This window comes from Micrococcus cohnii (assembly GCF_014205175.1).
Lineage (GTDB): Bacteria > Actinomycetota > Actinomycetes > Actinomycetales > Micrococcaceae > Micrococcus > Micrococcus cohnii.
This window is the reverse complement of the sequence record NZ_JACHNA010000001.1, coordinates 1,246,241-1,261,901: the sequence shown is the minus strand read 5'-3', so window position 1 is coordinate 1,261,901 and position 15,661 is coordinate 1,246,241. Positions and strand designations below refer to the sequence as shown.

Sequence of the window (15,661 nt, the reverse complement as noted above, 5' to 3'; positions counted from 1 at the left end):
TCATTCTGCCCGGGAATCCGGCGCCACGTCGTTGCCGGCCATGGTGCCCGTCGCATCGGAGGCCGCGTCCTCGGCGTCCTCGGCCAGCTTCAGGCGGTCCCCGGCGATGCGGTCCACGATCATCGCGATCGCACCGTCACCGGTGACGTTGGTGGCGGTGCCGAATGAGTCGATCGCCACGTAGGTGGCCACCATCAGGGCCACCTCCGGCTCGGTGAACCCGAGCATGGAGGTGAGCAGCCCGGAGGCGGCGACGATCGCGCCGCCGGGCACGCCCGGCGCGGCGACCATGGTGACGCCGAGCATGAAGATGAAGCCGATCATCACCGGCACGTCCACCTGGCCGCCGGAGAGGATGACCACGGCGGAGGAGAAGGCGACGATCTTCACGGTCGAGCCGGCCAGGTGGATTGTGGCGCACAGCGGCACCACGAATGAGGCGACCGGCTTGCGCACACCGAGCTTCAGCGCCTGGCGCAGCGTGATCGGGATCGTCGCGGCCGAGGAGGAGGTGCCCAGGGCCGTGGCGTAGGCCGGCAGCATCGTCTTCAGCGCCGCGAACGGGTTCTTGTGCGCGACGGCGCCGGCGATGACGAACTGCAGCACGAGCAGCACGATGGTCAGGGCGAACACCACGAGGATGACGCCCAGGAACGTCCCGATGACGGTGAAGACCTCGCCCGCGGCGGTCATGTTCAGGAACACCCCGAAGATGTAGACGGGCAGCAGGGGCACGATCACGCCCATCACGAGCTTCTCGATGACGGTGCGCAGCTCCACGAATCCGGCGTGGATCACGCCCTTGGGGATCAGCGTCATGCCGATGCCCAGGACGAACGCCAGCAGCAGGGCGGCCATGACGTCGAACGGCGGGTTCATTTCGATCTCGAAGAACGGGCCGAACAGCGCCTCGGAGGGGTCGGACATGGACTCGAACGATCCGGGGGTGAGGATCAGCGGGAACAGCAGCACGGCCGTGGTCAGCGCCAGGGCGCCGCCGAGCAGGGTCGATGTGTAGGCCACGCCGCCGGTCAGAGCGAGCCATCTGCCGGCGCCGCGGCCGAGGTCGCCGATCGCCGGGGCAACGAGGGCCAGGATCAGCACGGGCACGATGAACCCGAGGAAGTTGCCGAACACTCCATTGAACGTCGCGAAAATCCGCACGAACCACTCGGGAGCGGGCAGCCCGACGAGCACGCCGAGCACGATGGCGATCAGGATGCGCTGGAGCAGACCGATGCGGGACCACCAGCGCTGCGGGCGTTCGGCGTCGTCAGGCGCGTCGGGCCCCACGGCTGGGCGGTGGTGGCCGGTGGACGGGCCGGAGCCCTCGGGGCTCGAGAAAAGTGACGTGTGCGACATGGTCGATCAGTGTAGTACGCCGCCACGCCTGCAACGGCGTCCGGCGCCCAGATGCACCGGCTACCCTGGTGGGTCGCCGGTCGACGGGATCGTCTCCACGTCGCGACCGCACGCAGACCTGCCCTCGACTCCCGCGACCCGAGAGACCGACCATGACCTCCACCGTTTCGCAGCACGGCTCCGACCGTTTCAATGCCCGCGTCATCGGCATCACCATCGCCGCCGCCCTCGGCGGGTTCCTCTTCGGCTTCGACACCTCCGTCATCAACGGCGCCGTCGACGCCCTGGCCGCCGAGTTCTCGCTCGGCCCGGCCCTGACCGGGTTCGCGGTCTCCTCCGCCCTGCTCGGCTGCGCCCTCGGCGCCTGGTTCGCCGGCCCCCTGGCCAACCGGCGCGGCCGCGTGCCCGTGATGATCGTGGCCGCCGTCCTCTTCCTCGCCTCGGCGATCGGCTCGGGCCTGGCGTTCGGCGTCTGGGACCTGATCGTCTGGCGCGTGGTCGGCGGCCTGGGCGTCGGCGCGGCCTCCGTGATCGCTCCGGCCTACATCGCCGAGGTCAGCCCCGCGCACGTGCGCGGCCGCCTCGGCTCGCTGCAGCAGATGGCAATCGTCCTGGGCATCTTCGCCGCGCTGCTCTCGGACGCCCTGTTCGCGGGCGTCGCCGGCGGCGCCTCCGCCCCGCTGTGGCTCGGCCTGGAAGCGTGGCGCTGGATGTTCATGGCCGAGGCGCTGCCCGCCGTCATCTACGGCGTGTTCTCGCTGCGGCTGCCCGAGTCGCCACGTTTCCTCGTCGCCCGCGGCCGCCTCGACGAGGCCGCGCAGGTGCTGCACGACTTCACCGGCGTCGACCGGGTGAACCTGATGATCGAGCAGATCCGCCACTCCCTGGACTTCGAGAAGCAGGCGTCCCTGGCCGACCTGCGCGGCCGTGCCCTCGGCCTCAAGCCGGTCGTGTGGACCGGCATTCTGCTCTCCGTCTTCCAGCAGGCCGTCGGCATCAACGTGATCTTCTACTACTCGACGACGCTGTGGCGCTCGGTCGGCTTCGGGGAGTCCGACGCCCTCACGGTCACCGTCATCACCTCGGTCACGAACATCGTCGTCACGATCGTCGCGATCGCCCTGGTGGACAAGGTCGGCCGACGCCCCATGCTGCTGGCCGGCTCGGCGGGCATGGCCGTCTCGCTCGGCACGATGGCCCTGGCCTTCTCCCACGCCGTGCCCGTCGTCGCCGCCGACGGCACCGAGTCCGTCGCGCTGGCGGCGCCGTGGTCGACGATCGCCCTGGTGGCCGCCAACGCCTTCGTCGTGTTCTTCGGCGCGACGTGGGGCCCGCTGGTGTGGGTGCTGTTGGGCGAGATGTTCCCGAACCGGATCCGCGCCGGTGCCCTGGCGGTGGCCGCCGCCGCCCAGTGGGTCGCCAACTTCGTCGTCTCCACGACGTTCCCGGGCCTGGCCGCGCTCGGCCTGACCTTTGCCTACGGCCTCTACGCGGTGATGGCGTTGCTGTCGTTCGTGTTCGTGTGGCGTTTCGTCCGGGAGACGAAGGGGCGCGAGCTCGAGGAGATGCTCGACGGCGACGAGTCGAAGGCTCCCGTCGGCGCGCACTGACGCCGACCCTCGCCCCGCGCGTGCCCTACTGTGGACGAGAACCACAGAAGGGACCCCCGTGCTCGACTTCCTCTCGACCCGATGGGCGGACGTGCTGTTCCGCACGTATCAGCACGGTTCGCTCGTCGTGCAGTCCGTCGCCCTCGCGACGGTCGTGGCGATCGTGCTCGCCGTGCTCGTCACGCGCAGCCGCACCCTCACTCCCATCGCCAACGCCGTGTCCGCGATCGGCCTGACGATTCCGTCCTTCGCCTTGATCGGCCTGCTGATCCCGCTCGTGGGCATCGGCACGGTGCCCGCGGTGCTCGTCGTGGTGTTCTACGCGGTCCTGCCGATCCTGCGGAACACGATCGTCGGGCTGCGCTCGGTCGACCCGGGCGTGCTGGAGTCCGCCCGGGGCCTGGGCATGGGGCCGGCCGCGCTGTTCTTCCGCGTGAGCCTGCCGCTGGCCTGGCCGATCATCCTGACGGGGATCCGCGTCGCGGCCCAGATGTCGATGGGCGTCGCCGCGATCGCCGCCTACGTGTTGGGCCCGGGCCTGGGCGACTACATCTACCGCGGTCTGGCCACGGTCGGCGGCGCCAACGCCCTGAACTACGCGCTCGTCGGCACCGTGGGCATCGTCGTCGTCGCACTCATCCTCGACGGCCTGCTCGTGCTGCTGGGCCGTCTGACCACCTCGAAGGGGATCACCGCATGAGCACCGCAGAGACCACCGCAGCGCAACCGGCCGACGCGCGGCGCACGCCGAGCCCGAACACGGGCGCGGAAATCCGGCTCGAGGGCCTGACCAAGCGTTACCCCGGCCAGAAGGAACCGGCTGTCGACGCGCTCGACCTGACCATCCCGGCGGGTCAGACCGTCATGTTCGTCGGTCCCTCCGGCTGCGGCAAAACCACCTCGCTGAAGATGATCAACCGGCTCGTCGAGCCCTCCGGCGGGCGCATCCTGATCGACGGCGAGGACATCACCCACAAGAACCCGACCCGGCTGCGCCGGCACATCGGCTACGTGATCCAGGGCGGCGGGATGATGCCCCACATGAGCGTCGCCGAGAACATCGGGCTCGTGCCGGGGCTGCTCAAATGGGACTCCGCCCGCACCCGCGAACGCGTCGACGAGCTGCTCGACATGGTCGGACTCGACCCGTCCGTGTACCGCGACCGGTACCCGCGCGAGCTCTCCGGCGGTCAGCAGCAGCGGGTGGGCGTGGCGCGCGGTCTCGCGGCCGACCCGCCCGTGCTGCTGATGGACGAGCCGTTCGGCGCCGTCGACCCGATCACCCGACAGCGCCTGCAGGACGAGATGCTCGACATTCAGGACCGTCTGCACAAGACCATCGTCATGGTCACGCACGACGTCGACGAGGCGCTCAAGCTCGGCGACCGGATCCTGATCCTCGAACCGGGGGCGCGCATCGCCCAGTACGACACCCCGGAGGCGATCCTCACGGCCCCGGCCAACGACTTCGTCGCCGACTTCGTGGGCTCCGGCGCGATGCTCAAACGGCTCAGCCTGGTACGCGTGGGCGATCTGCGTCTCGACCAGCCGCCGACGTGCCGGGTCGGCGAGTCCGCCGAGCAGGTGTGCGCCCGGGTGGAGGAGGCCGGCGCCGACGCCGTCGTGGTGCTCGATGAGCGCGGTCGTCCACTGGACTGGGTGTTCCTGCGTCAGCTGCGCGGTGTCGCGGCCGTGCAGCGGCCCCGGTTCGAGGCCACGTCCGTGGTGGACCACCGCTCGACGCTGCACGACGCTCTCGACGCGATCCTCACCTCGAGCCATTCCGGCGCCATGGTGACCCGCCAGGGCCAGTACATCGGCGTGATCCAGTACGACACCGTCACCGAGCACACGACGGCGTGGACCGCGCAGGCCCGCGCGGCCGAGATCGACACCCTCGACGTCGAGGCCCCGGGGGCCGGCCCGAGCCGAGCGGGGGAGGGACGATGATCCGGGACCGCTGGCGTGCCGCTTCGGCGGAGGACCGGCTGCTGATCGTCGGGCTGCCGCTGCTGGTCGGGGCGATCCTGCTCGGGTGGACGCTCTGGCTGAACACGGCCAATCTCGACGAGATCGAGGCCCGCACGCTCGGCTGGTCCGCCGTGCTGCCGCTGGTCGGGGAGCATCTGCGCCTGGTCGCGGCGTGCACGGTCATCGTGATCGCCACGGCGGTCCCGCTGGGCGTGCTGCTGAGCCGCCGTTCGGCGCGATGGGCCGCCCCCGTCGTGACGGGCGTGGCCAATGCGGGGCAGGCGGCCCCCGTGATCGGAGTGCTGGTGCTATTGGCGCTCGTGCTCGGCTTCGGCTTCTGGGTCGCCGTGCTCGCGCTGTCCGTCTACGCGTTCCTGCCGGTGCTGGCGAACACGATCACCGGTCTGCGCTCCGTCGAGGCGTCCGTGGTGGAAGCCGCCCGAGGAATGGGGATGTCCCCGGTGCAGACCCTGTTCCGCGTGGAGCTGCCGCTGGCCCTGCCGGTGATCATGACCGGCGTGCGCACGGCCCTGGTGCTGCTGGTCGGCGCCGGCGCGTTCGCCACGTTCATCGACGCCGGCGGCCTCGGCCTGCTGATCCAGACGGGCATCGTGCTCTTCCGGTACCCGATCCTGGTCTCCGGCGCGCTGCTCGTGGCGTGCCTGGCGCTGCTGGTCGAGTGGGCCGGCCGACTCGTCGAACTGCTCGCGACTCCGAAGGGAACCGCATGAGGACCACCCGCACCCGGCGACTTCGTCTCGGCCTGACCGCCCTGTCCCTGACGGCGGTGCTCACCTCCTGCGGCCTGGGCACCTCCGGTGGGTACGTCCCCACCGCAGAGCTCTCCGGTGAGCTGGAAGACGTGCAGCTGGACGGGGTCGAGGTGTCGGTGGGCTCGAAGAACTTCACCGAGCAGGTACTCCTGGGCAAGATGATGGTGATCCTGCTCGAGTCCGGCGGCGCCGAGGCCGAGGATCTGACCAACATCCCGGGCTCCTCGAGCGCCCGCCAGGCCCTGCTCGAGGGCATCATCGACTTCCAGTGGGAGTACACCGGCACCGCCTGGATCACGTACATGGGCAACACCGATCCGGTCCCGGACGTGCGCGGGCAGTGGCAGGCCGTCCGCGACGCCGACGCCGAGAACGGCCTGGTGTGGAGCGAGCCGGCCGAGCTCGACAACACCTACGCGTTCACGATGACCCGGGAGAAGTCCGAGCGGCTCGACGTCGACTCCCTCGACGACCTCAAGGACCTTCCGGCGAAGGAGCTGAGCTTCTGCGTGGACGCGGAGTTCCTGGCACGCAACGACGGATTCCGGCCCATGCTGGATGCCTACGGCATCCCCGAGGTCCCCGAGTCGAGGCTGAAGACCATGGATGCCGGGGCGATCTACCAGGCGGTGGACAACGGCGAGTGCACCTTCGGCGAGGCCTTCGCCACCGACGGGCGCATTCCCGCCCTGGACCTGGTGGTGCTCGAGGACCCGAAGCCGTACTTCCCGAAGTACAACCTCTCGGGCGTCGTGAACGAGCAGACCCTGCAGGAGCACCCCGAGCTGCGCCCGGTCATCGCGGCCGTGACGCAGCGCCTGGACAACGAGACGATGGCGGAGCTGAACAAGCGGGTCGACGTCGACGGAGAGGAGCCAGCCGACGTGGCGTACGACTGGCTCCTCTCCGAGGGGCTGATCAGGCAGCCGTGAGCGTCTTCGCGTAGACCGCGCGGCCGTTCGCGTTGATCAACCGCACCCGGAACTCGGCGCCGCCGGCCGGGATCTCGACGTGGCCGAAGTACTGGTGCTCGCCCGAGCGCGGCGAACCGTTGGTCGGCCCGGCGGACTGGAACTCGGCGCGCGGGCCGAAGGTGCCGTCCAGTTCGTTCGGCCCGAACGATCCGGCGTTGATCGGCCCGGCCACGAACTCCCAGAACGGTGCGAAGTCCGTGAAGGCGGCGCGCTCGGGGGAGTAGTGGTGGGCGGCGCAGTAGTGCACATCGCCGGTCAGGAACACGACGTTGCGGATGTCGTGGTCCTTGATCGCCTTGAGCAGGCGGGCGATCTCCAGCTCCCGGCCCAGCGGCGCGCCGTGGTCGGCATTCGCCAGGGACTCCTGCGCCTCGCCGTCGGGGACGATCAGACCGATCGGCAGGTCGTTGCCGATCACCTTCCACGTGGCCGTCGAGGTGCGCAGCGACTCGATGAGCCACGACAGCTGGCGCTCGCCGAGGATGCTCGTGCGACGCGGTTCGAGCCCGGCGGTGTTGTCGCCCTTGTTGGTGCGCATGTCCAGGGTGAACACGTCCAGGTGCGGCCCGCGGGAGATCTTGCGGCAGATGCGCGCCGCGGCGTCGAACCCGTCGCGCGGGGCCAGCAGGGCGGTACGGTCGGCCAGCGGCATGTACTCCTGCCACGCGCGGCGGCCGCGGCGGGCGAGGGTGTTCACATCGCGCACGGTGTAGCGCTCGTCGTCGAGGACCTCGCCGGGGTACCAGTTGTTGGTGGTCTCGTGGTCGTCCCACTGGGCGATCACGGGCACCTCGGCGTACATCGCGCGCAGATTCTGATCCATCATGTTGTAGCGGTGCCGGCCGCGGAACTCGTTGAGGGTCTCGGCGACCTTGGAGACCTCCTCGGTCACCACATTGCGCCAGGTGGGCTCGCCCGGGACCTGCTGCGTGGCCTCGATGGGGCCGTCGGCGTAGATCGTGTCGCCCGAGTGCAGGAAGAAGTCCGGCTCGGTGGCGTGCATGGCCGCGTAGCCGCGCATGCCGCCGATGTCCGGGTTGATGCCGTAGCCCTGGCCGGCGGTGTCTGCGGTCCAGACGAACGACTGACCGCCGCCCTGCGCCGCCTGCCCGGCGCCCGGGGCGGTCCGGAAGTGTCCGACGGCCTGCTCGCCGAGCCGGCCGTGCTCGTCCTCGAAGGCGTAGGTCACCTGGAAGCGGGTGCCCGAGGGCAGCCCCTCGGTGTAGATCTTCGCGGTGTGGTCGGTGGCCTCGGTCGACCAGCGCGAGAGCAGCGTCGCCTCGTGCGCGCCACGTCCGCGCAGCACCTCTCCGCCCTCGTCGACGGCGCGCACGACCGCCTTCAGCCGGCCCGGGGCCGAGGCACGGGACCACAGCACGGCCGAGCGCTCGGTGACGTCGCCGGTCGCGATGCCCGACGGCAGGGTCAGGCGGGAGGTCAGCAGGCCGGTCGAGCGGGACGGGGCGGAGGCGGCGGCACCGGGGGCGCTTGCCAGTGCCGTGGCGGCGCCCAGCACGGACGCGGAGAGCAGACGGCGGCGGACGGGGGACGGGGCATGGTTCATCTCGGTCATGAGCCCAGCGTGGCCGCTGCGCCTGTTCCGGGCGATGACGCGCGAGCCTCCGGCAGGTGAATCCTGGAGGACGGGACGGTGACATACCGTCGCCCGGCGTGAGAAGTCCAGAGGCTGCCCTGAAAGCGTGCCGAACTCTCAGGGAGCTGCTAGGGTTCTCCGGGCTCTGTCGCGCCGTGACGGAGAACACCTCGTGACCATGAAAGGACTGCGATGAGCGCGTCGACGATCGGCCTGGCGATCCTGCTGCTGGCCATGGTGGCGTTGATTGGTGCCTGGATCAGGGCGTCGTCGACGATCACCCAGAGGCTGTTCCTGCCGGTCTCCCTCATCTCCGGCGTGTTGGCGCTGCTCGTCGGCCCCGAGGTCCTGGGCCGCATCGCCTCGGCGATGGGCACCGACGCGTTCGCCGCCGGCGGCCTGTTCGGCGAGCAGGTGCTCGAGGTCTGGTCGTCGCTGCCGGGGCTGCTGATCTCGGTCGTGTTCGCCACGCTGTTCCTGGGTTCGCGCATCCCCTCGCCGAAGTCCGCCGTGCGTCTGCTCGGTCCCCAGCTGTCCCTCGGCGTCACCTTCGCCTCCGGCCAGTATGTGGTGGGCCTGCTCTTGGCGGTGCTGCTGCTCGGCCCGCTCTTCGGCGTCGGCCCCGAGTTCGGGGCGCTGCTGGAGATCGGCTTCGAAGGCGGCCACGGCACCGCGGCGGGCATGGCGCCGGTCATGGACGAGCTGGGCTTCGAGCACGGCGGAGACCTCGCCCTGACGATGGCGACCGTCGGCATGGTCAGCGGCGTCGTCATCGGCGTGATCCTGGTGAACTGGGCGGCCCGCACGAAGCGCTCGGCCACCCTGGACGCGACGGCCCAGATCGACCGCTGGGAGGCCCGCGGCCTGCACACCCGGCAGGACCGCCCGCACGCCGGGCACCAGACCACTCGGGAGGCCTCCGTCGAGTCGCTGACCGTGCACGTGGGCGTCGTCGGCCTGGCGGTTGTGCTCGGCCAGCTGATGCTGAGCGCCCTGAAGTGGATCGAGCAGCAGCTGTGGGCCGACACGGTGGAGATCTTCGCGTTCCTGCCGCTGTTCCCGCTGGCCATGCTCGGCGGCGTCCTCGTCCAGCGGCTGCTGGACCGGTACGACCGCATCGGCCTGGTGGACCGCGGCATCATGGAACGCATCCAGGGACTGTCCTTGGACTTGCTCATCATCTCCGCGCTGGCCACGCTCTCCCTGGCCGCCGTGGCGGAGAACCTCGCGCCGTTCGCCATCCTGGCCCTCGCCGGCATCGTGTGGAACATCGTGGTGCTCGTCGTTCTCGCTCCGCGGTTCATGCGCTCGTACTGGTTCGAACGCGGCATCGCCGATTTCGGCCAGGCGATGGGCGTGACCGCCACCGGCCTGCTGTTGCTGCGCATGGCCGACCCGAAGGGGCAGAGCCCGGCCTACGAGAGCTTCGGCTACAAGCAGCTCGTGTTCGAACCGTTCTTCGGTGGCGGCCTGATCACCGCGGCCTCGATCCCGCTGATCGTCCAGTTCGGCCCGTACCCGATGCTCGGCGTCATGGCGCTGCTGCTGGTGGCGGCGGTGCTGGCCGGGTTCTTCTACTTCGGCCGCAGACCGCAGTACGACGTCGGCGCGGACCGGACCACCGCCGACCGCTGACGCGCGCCCTCTGCCCGAGCCGGACGGGCCGAGGAGCCTCCCGCGACCCCGCCGCTGCGCCGCGGCGGGGTCGCGACGTCTGCGCTCCGGGCCAGGCCGGTCAGGTCAGGCGGGCGACGGCCGCGACGGCCGCGACCACCGCGTCCGCCGCGGCCCGCAGGGTCTCCGGCGTCTCGTCGGGGCCGAACGTGAAGCGCAGCGCCGTGCGCGCCTCGTCCGCGCTGAGGCCGAGCGCGGTCAGCACGGGGGAGGGCTCGGCATCGTGCGCCGAGCAGGCCGAGCCCGCGGAGGCCACGACGCCCGAGCGCTCCAGCTCGACCAGCACCGACTCTCCGTTCACTCCGGGCAGCACGAACGAGGCGTGGCGCGGCAGTCGCGCGTCCGGATGCCCCGTCAGCCGCACCCGCGGCGCGTGGGGGCGCACTCCGTCGAGCACCCGGGCGACGAACTCGTGTCGCCCTTGCGCCCACGCCGCCGCTCGGTCCCGTCTCTCGCGCTCGGCCTCGAGCATCGCGGCGGCGAGCCCGACGGCTCCGGCCACGTTCTGAGTGCCAGAGCGGCGGCCGCGCTCCTGCCCGCCGCCGGGCAGCAGCGGCTCGGGGGCGAACGTCGGCCGCAGCCACAGCGCGCCGATCCCCTGAGGCGCGCCGACCTTGTGGCCGGAGAGCGCGAGGCTGTCCGCCCCGAGCGAGCGAACGTCCAGGGGAATCTGCCCGGCGGCCTGCACGGCGTCCACGTGCAGCGGCACGCCCGCCGCCCGCGTCAGCTCCGCGAGTTTGCGGATCGGCTGGACGGTGCCGATCTCGTTGTTCGCCAGGTGCACCGCCACCAGCGTCGTGCCTCGGGTCTGCGCGTCGGCGCCGTGGCCGAGTCGCCGTGCGGCGTTGGCCAGGTCGATCCGGCCGTCGGCGTCGACGTCGAGGCGCTCGACCACGGCCGCGTCGACGCGTTCGGCCTGCTCGCACGCGGCGCGCACGCTGCTGTGCTCGAGCGCCGTCGTCAGCACCCGTACCGGCCGCTGCGCGAGAGCCGCCCGCACGGCGCCGAGCACGGCGGTCGCGTTGGACTCCGTCCCGCCCGAGGTGAACACGACCTGCCCCGGCCGGGCGCCGAGCGCCGAGGCGACCTGCGCGCGGGCGGCCTCGAGCCCGGCCGCGGCACGACGCCCCACGTCGTGCGCGGAGGACGGGTTGCCGAACCGTCCGGTCAGGTACGGCCACATCGCCTCAACGGCCGCGCGCCGCACCGGGGCGGTGGCGGCGTGGTCCAGGTAGATCACGCGGCCACCGCGTCGAAGCCGATGTCGAGCGCCCGGACCGAGTGGGTCAGGGCCCCGACGGAGACGATGTCGACGCCGGTCGCGGCGATCGGGCCGATCGTCTCGAGGGTGACGCCGCCCGAGGCCTCCACGAGCGCGCGCCCGCCGATCAGCTCGACGCCGGCGCGCAGGTCGGCCAGGGAGAAGTTGTCGAGCATGATCGTGTCCACGCCCGCGGCCAGCACCGGCGGGATCTGCTCGAGACGGTCGACCTCGACCTCGATGTGCACCGTGTGCGGAAGCCGGGCCCGGACGGCGCGCAGGGCGGCGGTCACCTCGGCGTCGCTGGCGGTGAGCGTGCCGTCCGCGTCGGCCAGGCCCATCGCCGCCCAGTGGTTGTCCTTGAGCATGACGGCGTCGGACAGGCCGCGGCGGTGGTTGTGGCCGCCGCCGTCGCGTACCGCCTGCCGGTCGAACACGCGCAGCCCCGGGGCCGTCTTGCGCGTGTCCGTCACTCGGGCGTCGGCGCCGGCGGCCCGGACGGCCTCGACGTGAGCGGCGGTCGTCGTGGCGATCGCGCACATGCGCTGCAGCAGGTTCAGTGCGACGCGCTCACCGCGCAGCACCGCGCGTGCCGGACCGCGCACCTCGGCCAGGACCGTGCCGGCGGCGACGGCGCGCCCGTCGGCCGTGCGGGGAAGCACCTCGACGGCGGGGTCCACGAGGGCGAACACCTCGGCCAGCACGTCCAGCCCCGAGCACACCCCGGCCTCGCGCGCGGTCACGGCCACGCGGCTCACGGCGTCGGCGGGCACGTACGCCTCGCCGGTCACGTCGCCATGCGGGGCGTCCTCCGCCAGGGCACGTTCGAGGGTCTCGCGGCGCGCGGCGTCCACGTCGTGCGGCTTCATCGGTCCGCCTGCCCGGTCGCGGTGCCGCGGGCAGGGGATGGGGCCACGGCGAGCATCCGCCGCAGCGCCGTGCGCGCGTGCTCGGCCTGCTCCCCAGGGACGGTGATCCGGTTCGCCACGCGGCCGGCGACCAACTCCTCGAGCACCCAGGCCAGGTACGCCGGATGCACGCGGTACATGGTCGAGCACGGGCAGATCACCGGGTCGAGGCAGAAGATGGTGTGCTCGGGATGCTGCGCGGCCAGGCGCTGCACAAGGTTGATCTCGGTGCCGATCGCGAACGTCGAGCCGGCCGGCGCCGCCTGGACGGTCTTTACGATCGCGTCGGTCGAGCCCGACGAGTCCGCGGCGTCGACGACGGGCATCGGGCACTCCGGGTGCACCATCACGTGGACGCCGGGGTGCTCGGCGCGCGCCCTCTCGATCTGGTCGACGGTGAAGCGGCGGTGCACTGAGCAGAAGCCGTGCCACAGGATCACGCGGGCCTGCTCGAGCTGCTCGGCGGTGTTCCCGCCGAGGGGCCGGCCCGGGGCCCACGTCGGCATCCGCTCGAGCGGGACGCCCATGGCCTTGGCCGTGTTCCGTCCCAGGTGCTGGTCGGGGAAGAACAGGACCCGCCGCCCGCGCTCGAAGGCCCACTCGAGCACGGCCGAGGCGTTGGACGAGGTGCACACGATGCCGCCGCGCTCACCGACGAACGCCTTCAGCGCGGCCGAGGAGTTCATGTAGGTCACCGGGACGACGGGCTGACGCCCCTGGTCGTCGGCCTCCGTGCCGTAGAGCGCTTCGAGCTGCTCCCAGCAGTCGGCGACCGAGTCGACGTCGGCCATGTCCGCCATCGAGCAGCCGGCGCCCAGGTGGGGCAGGACGACCGCCTGCTCGGACCCGGAGAGCAGGTCGGCGGTCTCGGCCATGAAGTGCACGCCGCAGAACACCATGGCCTCGGCGTCCGGGTGCGCGGTCGCGGCGCGCGCGAGCTGGAAGGAGTCCCCGACGTAGTCGGCGTGCCGCACCACCTCGTCGCGCTGGTAGAAGTGCCCGAGCAGCACCACGCGGTCGCCGAGGGCGCGGCGGGCCGCCACGATGCGATCCTGCAGCTCGTCCTCGTCGGCGTCGCGCAGGTCCTCCGGCAGCGTCTGCTGGCGCGGCATGCCGACGGGGGCGACGTCGTCCATGGACGCCCCCGGGCCGTAGCCGAGGCTCGATCCGGGGGCGAACGCGTCCTCGTCCCACGGCGGGGAGGTCAGCCCCGACGAGCAGCCGGGCGTCGTCGGCGTGGTCGCGGCGGCGTGGTCGAGGGCCTCGCGGACGGAGGGAGTGGGCAGCGGCGTGGGGGAGACGGGCACGTCGTGGTTCCTCTGGGGGTCGTTCCGGCGGGCGCCGGGGCGGTGCAGGGTGACCCCGACCATAGTCGATGCGCGGATCGCCCTCGGTCTCCGTGTCCGTCGGCCTCGTTACCCTGGTCCGGTGACCAGCGATCAGACGCCCGACCAGACTTCCGACCCCATGCCGTCCCGGACGAGCCCGTCCCCGACGTCGTCGCCCGCACCCGAGCCCGCAGAGGGTTCGGCGGCCCTGGCCTCCACACGCGTCGGACAGGGCCCGGCCCGCGTGGCGTTCATCCACGGGCTGATGGGCCGGGGGCGCAACTTCACCGGCGTCGCGCAGGCGCTCTCGGAGGACTTCACGATCGAGCTGATCGACATGCCCGACCACGGCGGCTCGCCCTGGACCGACGGGGTCGACTATCGGCGCATCGCCGATCGGGTGGCCGAGCACCTGCGCTCGGGGCTCGCCGCCGACGGTCCGGTGCATCTGCTCGGCCATTCGATGGGCGGCAAGGTCGCGATGGTGCTGGCCTTGCGGCACCCCGAGCTCGTCGACCGGCTTGTGGTCGTCGACATCTCCCCGCGCACCGCGCCGATGGCCACCGGTCAGTTCGACCATCTGCTCGGCAGCCTGCTGCGCATGGACCTGGACGCGCTGGGCACCCGCGCCGAGGCCGACGAGGTCTTGGCCCGAGACGTGCCGGACGAGCGCATCCGCGGGTTCCTGCTGCAGAACCTGCGCCGGGACGCCGGGGCGTTCACCTGGCAGCCGAACGTGCGGATGTTGCACGCGAACCTGGCCGAGATCGGCGGCTTCCCGGAGCCGGCGTTCGAGGACGACCCGGAACGGACCTTCGACCGGCCGGTGCTGTGGCTGGCCGGGGCGGAGTCCGACTACATCCTCGACGAGGACGTGCCGGCCATGAAGGCGCTGTTCCCGAAGGTCGTGAAGGTGAGCATTCGCGGGGCCGGGCACTGGGTGCACGCCGACCAGCCCGAGCGCTTCGTGGCCGCCGTGCGCACGTTCCTCACGGCGGACTGAGGCGCGGGGCGGGCGCACGGGAGCTCGGGCGCGCGGGGGCTGACGCCCGGCCGCGGGGTCGCGAGACGACGACCCGGACACAGGACGGGCCGTGGAGGGTGCTCCTCCACGGCCCGTCGCGTGTCGGCGTCGGCGCTGTGCGTCAGTGGTCGAGGGTGTCCTTCTTGCCGCGCAGCCGGTTGACCAGCAGCACGACGGCCAGCACGAGGGAGCCCCACACCAGGCCCCAGGCGGCGGATGAGAGCGTCTCCACGAGCCAGCCGACCACCGAGCCAGTGGCGTGCACGACCGGCTCCACCAGGTGGTGCTGGACTTCATAGGGCCATGGCACCCCGAGCTCGGCGAGCTCCTTGAGCACGATGTGGCCGCCGACCCAGAGCATCGCCACGGTGCCGATCACGGTGATCACGGTCAGCACGTGCGGCATCGCCTTCACCAGGCCCGCACCGAAGGCGCGGCCGCCCGAGGTGCCTGCGTTCTGGTTCATGTGCAGGCCGATGTCGTCCATCTTCACAATCAGCGCGACGGCGCCGTAGACGGCCACCGTGATGAGGATCGCGACCACCACGAGGATCGCCGCCTTGATCCAGAACGTCTGTTGTGCGACCTCGTTCATCGAGATCACCATGATCTCCAGCGACAGGATGAAGTCGGTCGTGACCGCGCCGCGCACCACGGCGTCCTCGGCCTCGGGCCCCTGCTCGACGGCGGGGGACTTCTCTTCATGTCCGTGGCCGGTGAGCTTGGCCCACACCTTGTGCGCGCCCTCGTAGGAGAGGTACGTGCCGCCGGCCAGCAGCAGCCACATCAGAGACCACGGGGCCAGCCAATCGAGCAGCAGCAGGCCGGGCAGGATGATCAGCAGCTTGTTGCGCAGCGAGCCGCGCGTGATCCGCCAGATCATCGGCAGCTCGCGCTGGGCGGCGGCGCCGGTCATGTACTGCGGGGTGACCGCCGCATCATCGACCACGACGCCGGCGGCCTTCGCCGAGGCACGCCCGGCGCCGGCGGCCACATCATCCACGCTGGCGGCGGCCATCCGGGCCAGAGCCGCGACGTCATCGAGCAGAGCGACGAGACCGCTCATGGAAGTCCTCCTCAGGGGTGGGGCGGCGCGACGGGGCACCGACGCCGCTGCGGCGCGGGCCCAGCATAGCGAGCCGTCCCCAACACGGACCGGGCCCGGTGACCTCCAGAACGGAT

Annotated in this window: 13 protein-coding genes; 7 read left to right on the top strand and 6 right to left on the bottom strand. The window is 71.6% G+C overall.

The features are described 5' to 3' along the window. A complete protein-coding gene (locus HDA30_RS05675) occupies positions 1-1,362 on the bottom strand; it encodes a dicarboxylate/amino acid:cation symporter (RefSeq protein WP_184241342.1) in 1,362 nt (453 codons plus the stop codon). 152 nt (positions 1,363-1,514) lie between these two features. On the opposite strand from HDA30_RS05675, the gene HDA30_RS05670 reads away from it, so the two are divergent. Genes HDA30_RS05670 through HDA30_RS05650 form a run of 5 tightly spaced genes read left to right on the top strand, consistent with a single transcriptional unit; the run spans position 1,515 to position 6,648 of the window. Beyond that, positions 1,515-2,972 (top strand): sugar porter family MFS transporter, encoded by a 1,458-nt coding sequence (locus tag HDA30_RS05670; protein WP_184241341.1) that lies wholly within the window; start codon positions 1,515-1,517, stop codon positions 2,970-2,972. Between the two features lie 58 nt (positions 2,973-3,030). Beyond that, the gene (locus HDA30_RS05665; protein WP_184241340.1) at positions 3,031-3,672 is read left to right on the top strand and encodes an ABC transporter permease subunit; all 642 of its coding nucleotides are present in this window, start codon (positions 3,031-3,033) and stop codon (positions 3,670-3,672) included. Then, the gene (locus tag HDA30_RS05660; protein WP_184241339.1) at positions 3,669-4,922 is read left to right on the top strand and encodes an ABC transporter ATP-binding protein; all 1,254 of its coding nucleotides are present in this window, start codon (positions 3,669-3,671) and stop codon (positions 4,920-4,922) included. Before HDA30_RS05665 ends, HDA30_RS05660 begins: the two co-directional genes overlap by 4 nt. Beyond that, the gene (locus HDA30_RS05655) at positions 4,919-5,674 is read left to right on the top strand and encodes an ABC transporter permease (protein ID WP_184241338.1); all 756 of its coding nucleotides are present in this window, start codon (positions 4,919-4,921) and stop codon (positions 5,672-5,674) included. The genes HDA30_RS05660 and HDA30_RS05655 overlap by 4 nt, the downstream gene beginning before the upstream one ends. Continuing rightward, positions 5,671-6,648 carry a glycine betaine ABC transporter substrate-binding protein gene (locus tag HDA30_RS05650; RefSeq protein WP_184241337.1) on the top strand — a complete coding sequence of 326 codons (978 nt, stop codon included), beginning with the start codon at positions 5,671-5,673 and terminating at the stop codon, positions 6,646-6,648. The genes HDA30_RS05655 and HDA30_RS05650 overlap by 4 nt, the downstream gene beginning before the upstream one ends. On the opposite strand, the gene HDA30_RS05645 is transcribed toward HDA30_RS05650, so the two are convergent. Continuing rightward, positions 6,635-8,263: an alkaline phosphatase D family protein gene (locus HDA30_RS05645; RefSeq protein WP_184241336.1), complete on the bottom strand. Its 1,629-nt coding sequence runs from the start codon at positions 8,261-8,263 to the stop codon at positions 6,635-6,637. The genes HDA30_RS05650 and HDA30_RS05645 overlap by 14 nt on opposite strands. 213 nt (positions 8,264-8,476) lie before the next feature. Here HDA30_RS05645 and HDA30_RS05640 point away from each other — a divergent pair, with 213 nt between their 5' ends. Continuing rightward, positions 8,477-9,919 carry a sodium/glutamate symporter gene (locus HDA30_RS05640; RefSeq protein WP_158496687.1) on the top strand — a complete coding sequence of 481 codons (1,443 nt, stop codon included), beginning with the start codon at positions 8,477-8,479 and terminating at the stop codon, positions 9,917-9,919. Positions 9,920-10,019: 100 nt separating this feature from the next. Here the strand turns inward: HDA30_RS05640 and HDA30_RS05635 are convergent, their stop codons facing one another. From HDA30_RS05635 to nadA, 3 genes are read right to left on the bottom strand one after another with little or no spacing between them, the layout of a single operon-like run. Next, entirely contained in the window at positions 10,020-11,198 is a 1,179-nt protein-coding gene (locus tag HDA30_RS05635) for an aminotransferase class V-fold PLP-dependent enzyme (RefSeq protein ID WP_158496688.1), read from the bottom strand. Beyond that, entirely contained in the window at positions 11,195-12,088 is an 894-nt protein-coding gene (gene nadC, locus HDA30_RS05630) for a carboxylating nicotinate-nucleotide diphosphorylase (RefSeq protein WP_158496689.1), read from the bottom strand. Before nadC ends, HDA30_RS05635 begins: the two co-directional genes overlap by 4 nt. After that, entirely contained in the window at positions 12,085-13,434 is a 1,350-nt protein-coding gene (gene nadA, locus HDA30_RS05625) for a quinolinate synthase NadA (protein WP_343059307.1), read from the bottom strand. The genes nadC and nadA overlap by 4 nt, the downstream gene beginning before the upstream one ends. 160 nt (positions 13,435-13,594) lie before the next feature. Between nadA and HDA30_RS05620 the strand changes: the two genes are divergently transcribed. Continuing rightward, positions 13,595-14,458 (top strand): alpha/beta fold hydrolase, encoded by an 864-nt coding sequence (locus HDA30_RS05620; protein WP_184242386.1) that lies wholly within the window; start codon positions 13,595-13,597, stop codon positions 14,456-14,458. A 142-nt stretch (positions 14,459-14,600) separates the two neighbouring features. On the opposite strand, the gene HDA30_RS05615 is transcribed toward HDA30_RS05620, so the two are convergent. Next, positions 14,601-15,545 (bottom strand): DUF808 domain-containing protein, encoded by a 945-nt coding sequence (locus HDA30_RS05615; RefSeq protein WP_184241334.1) that lies wholly within the window; start codon positions 15,543-15,545, stop codon positions 14,601-14,603. Between the last annotated feature and the right edge of the window lie 116 nt (positions 15,546-15,661).

Coding starts and splice junctions, on each gene's coding strand:
- HDA30_RS05615 (WP_184241334.1), bottom strand. CDS start 15,545: ATGAGCGGTCTCGTCGCTCTGCTCGATGACGTCGCGGCTCTGGCCCGG.
- HDA30_RS05620 (WP_184242386.1), top strand. CDS start 13,595: ATGCCGTCCCGGACGAGCCCGTCCCCGACGTCGTCGCCCGCACCCGAG.
- HDA30_RS05675 (WP_184241342.1), bottom strand. CDS start 1,362: ATGTCGCACACGTCACTTTTCTCGAGCCCCGAGGGCTCCGGCCCGTCC.
- HDA30_RS05640 (WP_158496687.1), top strand. CDS start 8,477: ATGAGCGCGTCGACGATCGGCCTGGCGATCCTGCTGCTGGCCATGGTG.
- HDA30_RS05645 (WP_184241336.1), bottom strand. CDS start 8,263: ATGACCGAGATGAACCATGCCCCGTCCCCCGTCCGCCGCCGTCTGCTC.
- HDA30_RS05670 (WP_184241341.1), top strand. CDS start 1,515: ATGACCTCCACCGTTTCGCAGCACGGCTCCGACCGTTTCAATGCCCGC.
- HDA30_RS05660 (WP_184241339.1), top strand. CDS start 3,669: ATGAGCACCGCAGAGACCACCGCAGCGCAACCGGCCGACGCGCGGCGC.
- HDA30_RS05650 (WP_184241337.1), top strand. CDS start 5,671: ATGAGGACCACCCGCACCCGGCGACTTCGTCTCGGCCTGACCGCCCTG.
- nadC (WP_158496689.1), bottom strand. CDS start 12,088: ATGAAGCCGCACGACGTGGACGCCGCGCGCCGCGAGACCCTCGAACGT.
- HDA30_RS05655 (WP_184241338.1), top strand. CDS start 4,919: ATGATCCGGGACCGCTGGCGTGCCGCTTCGGCGGAGGACCGGCTGCTG.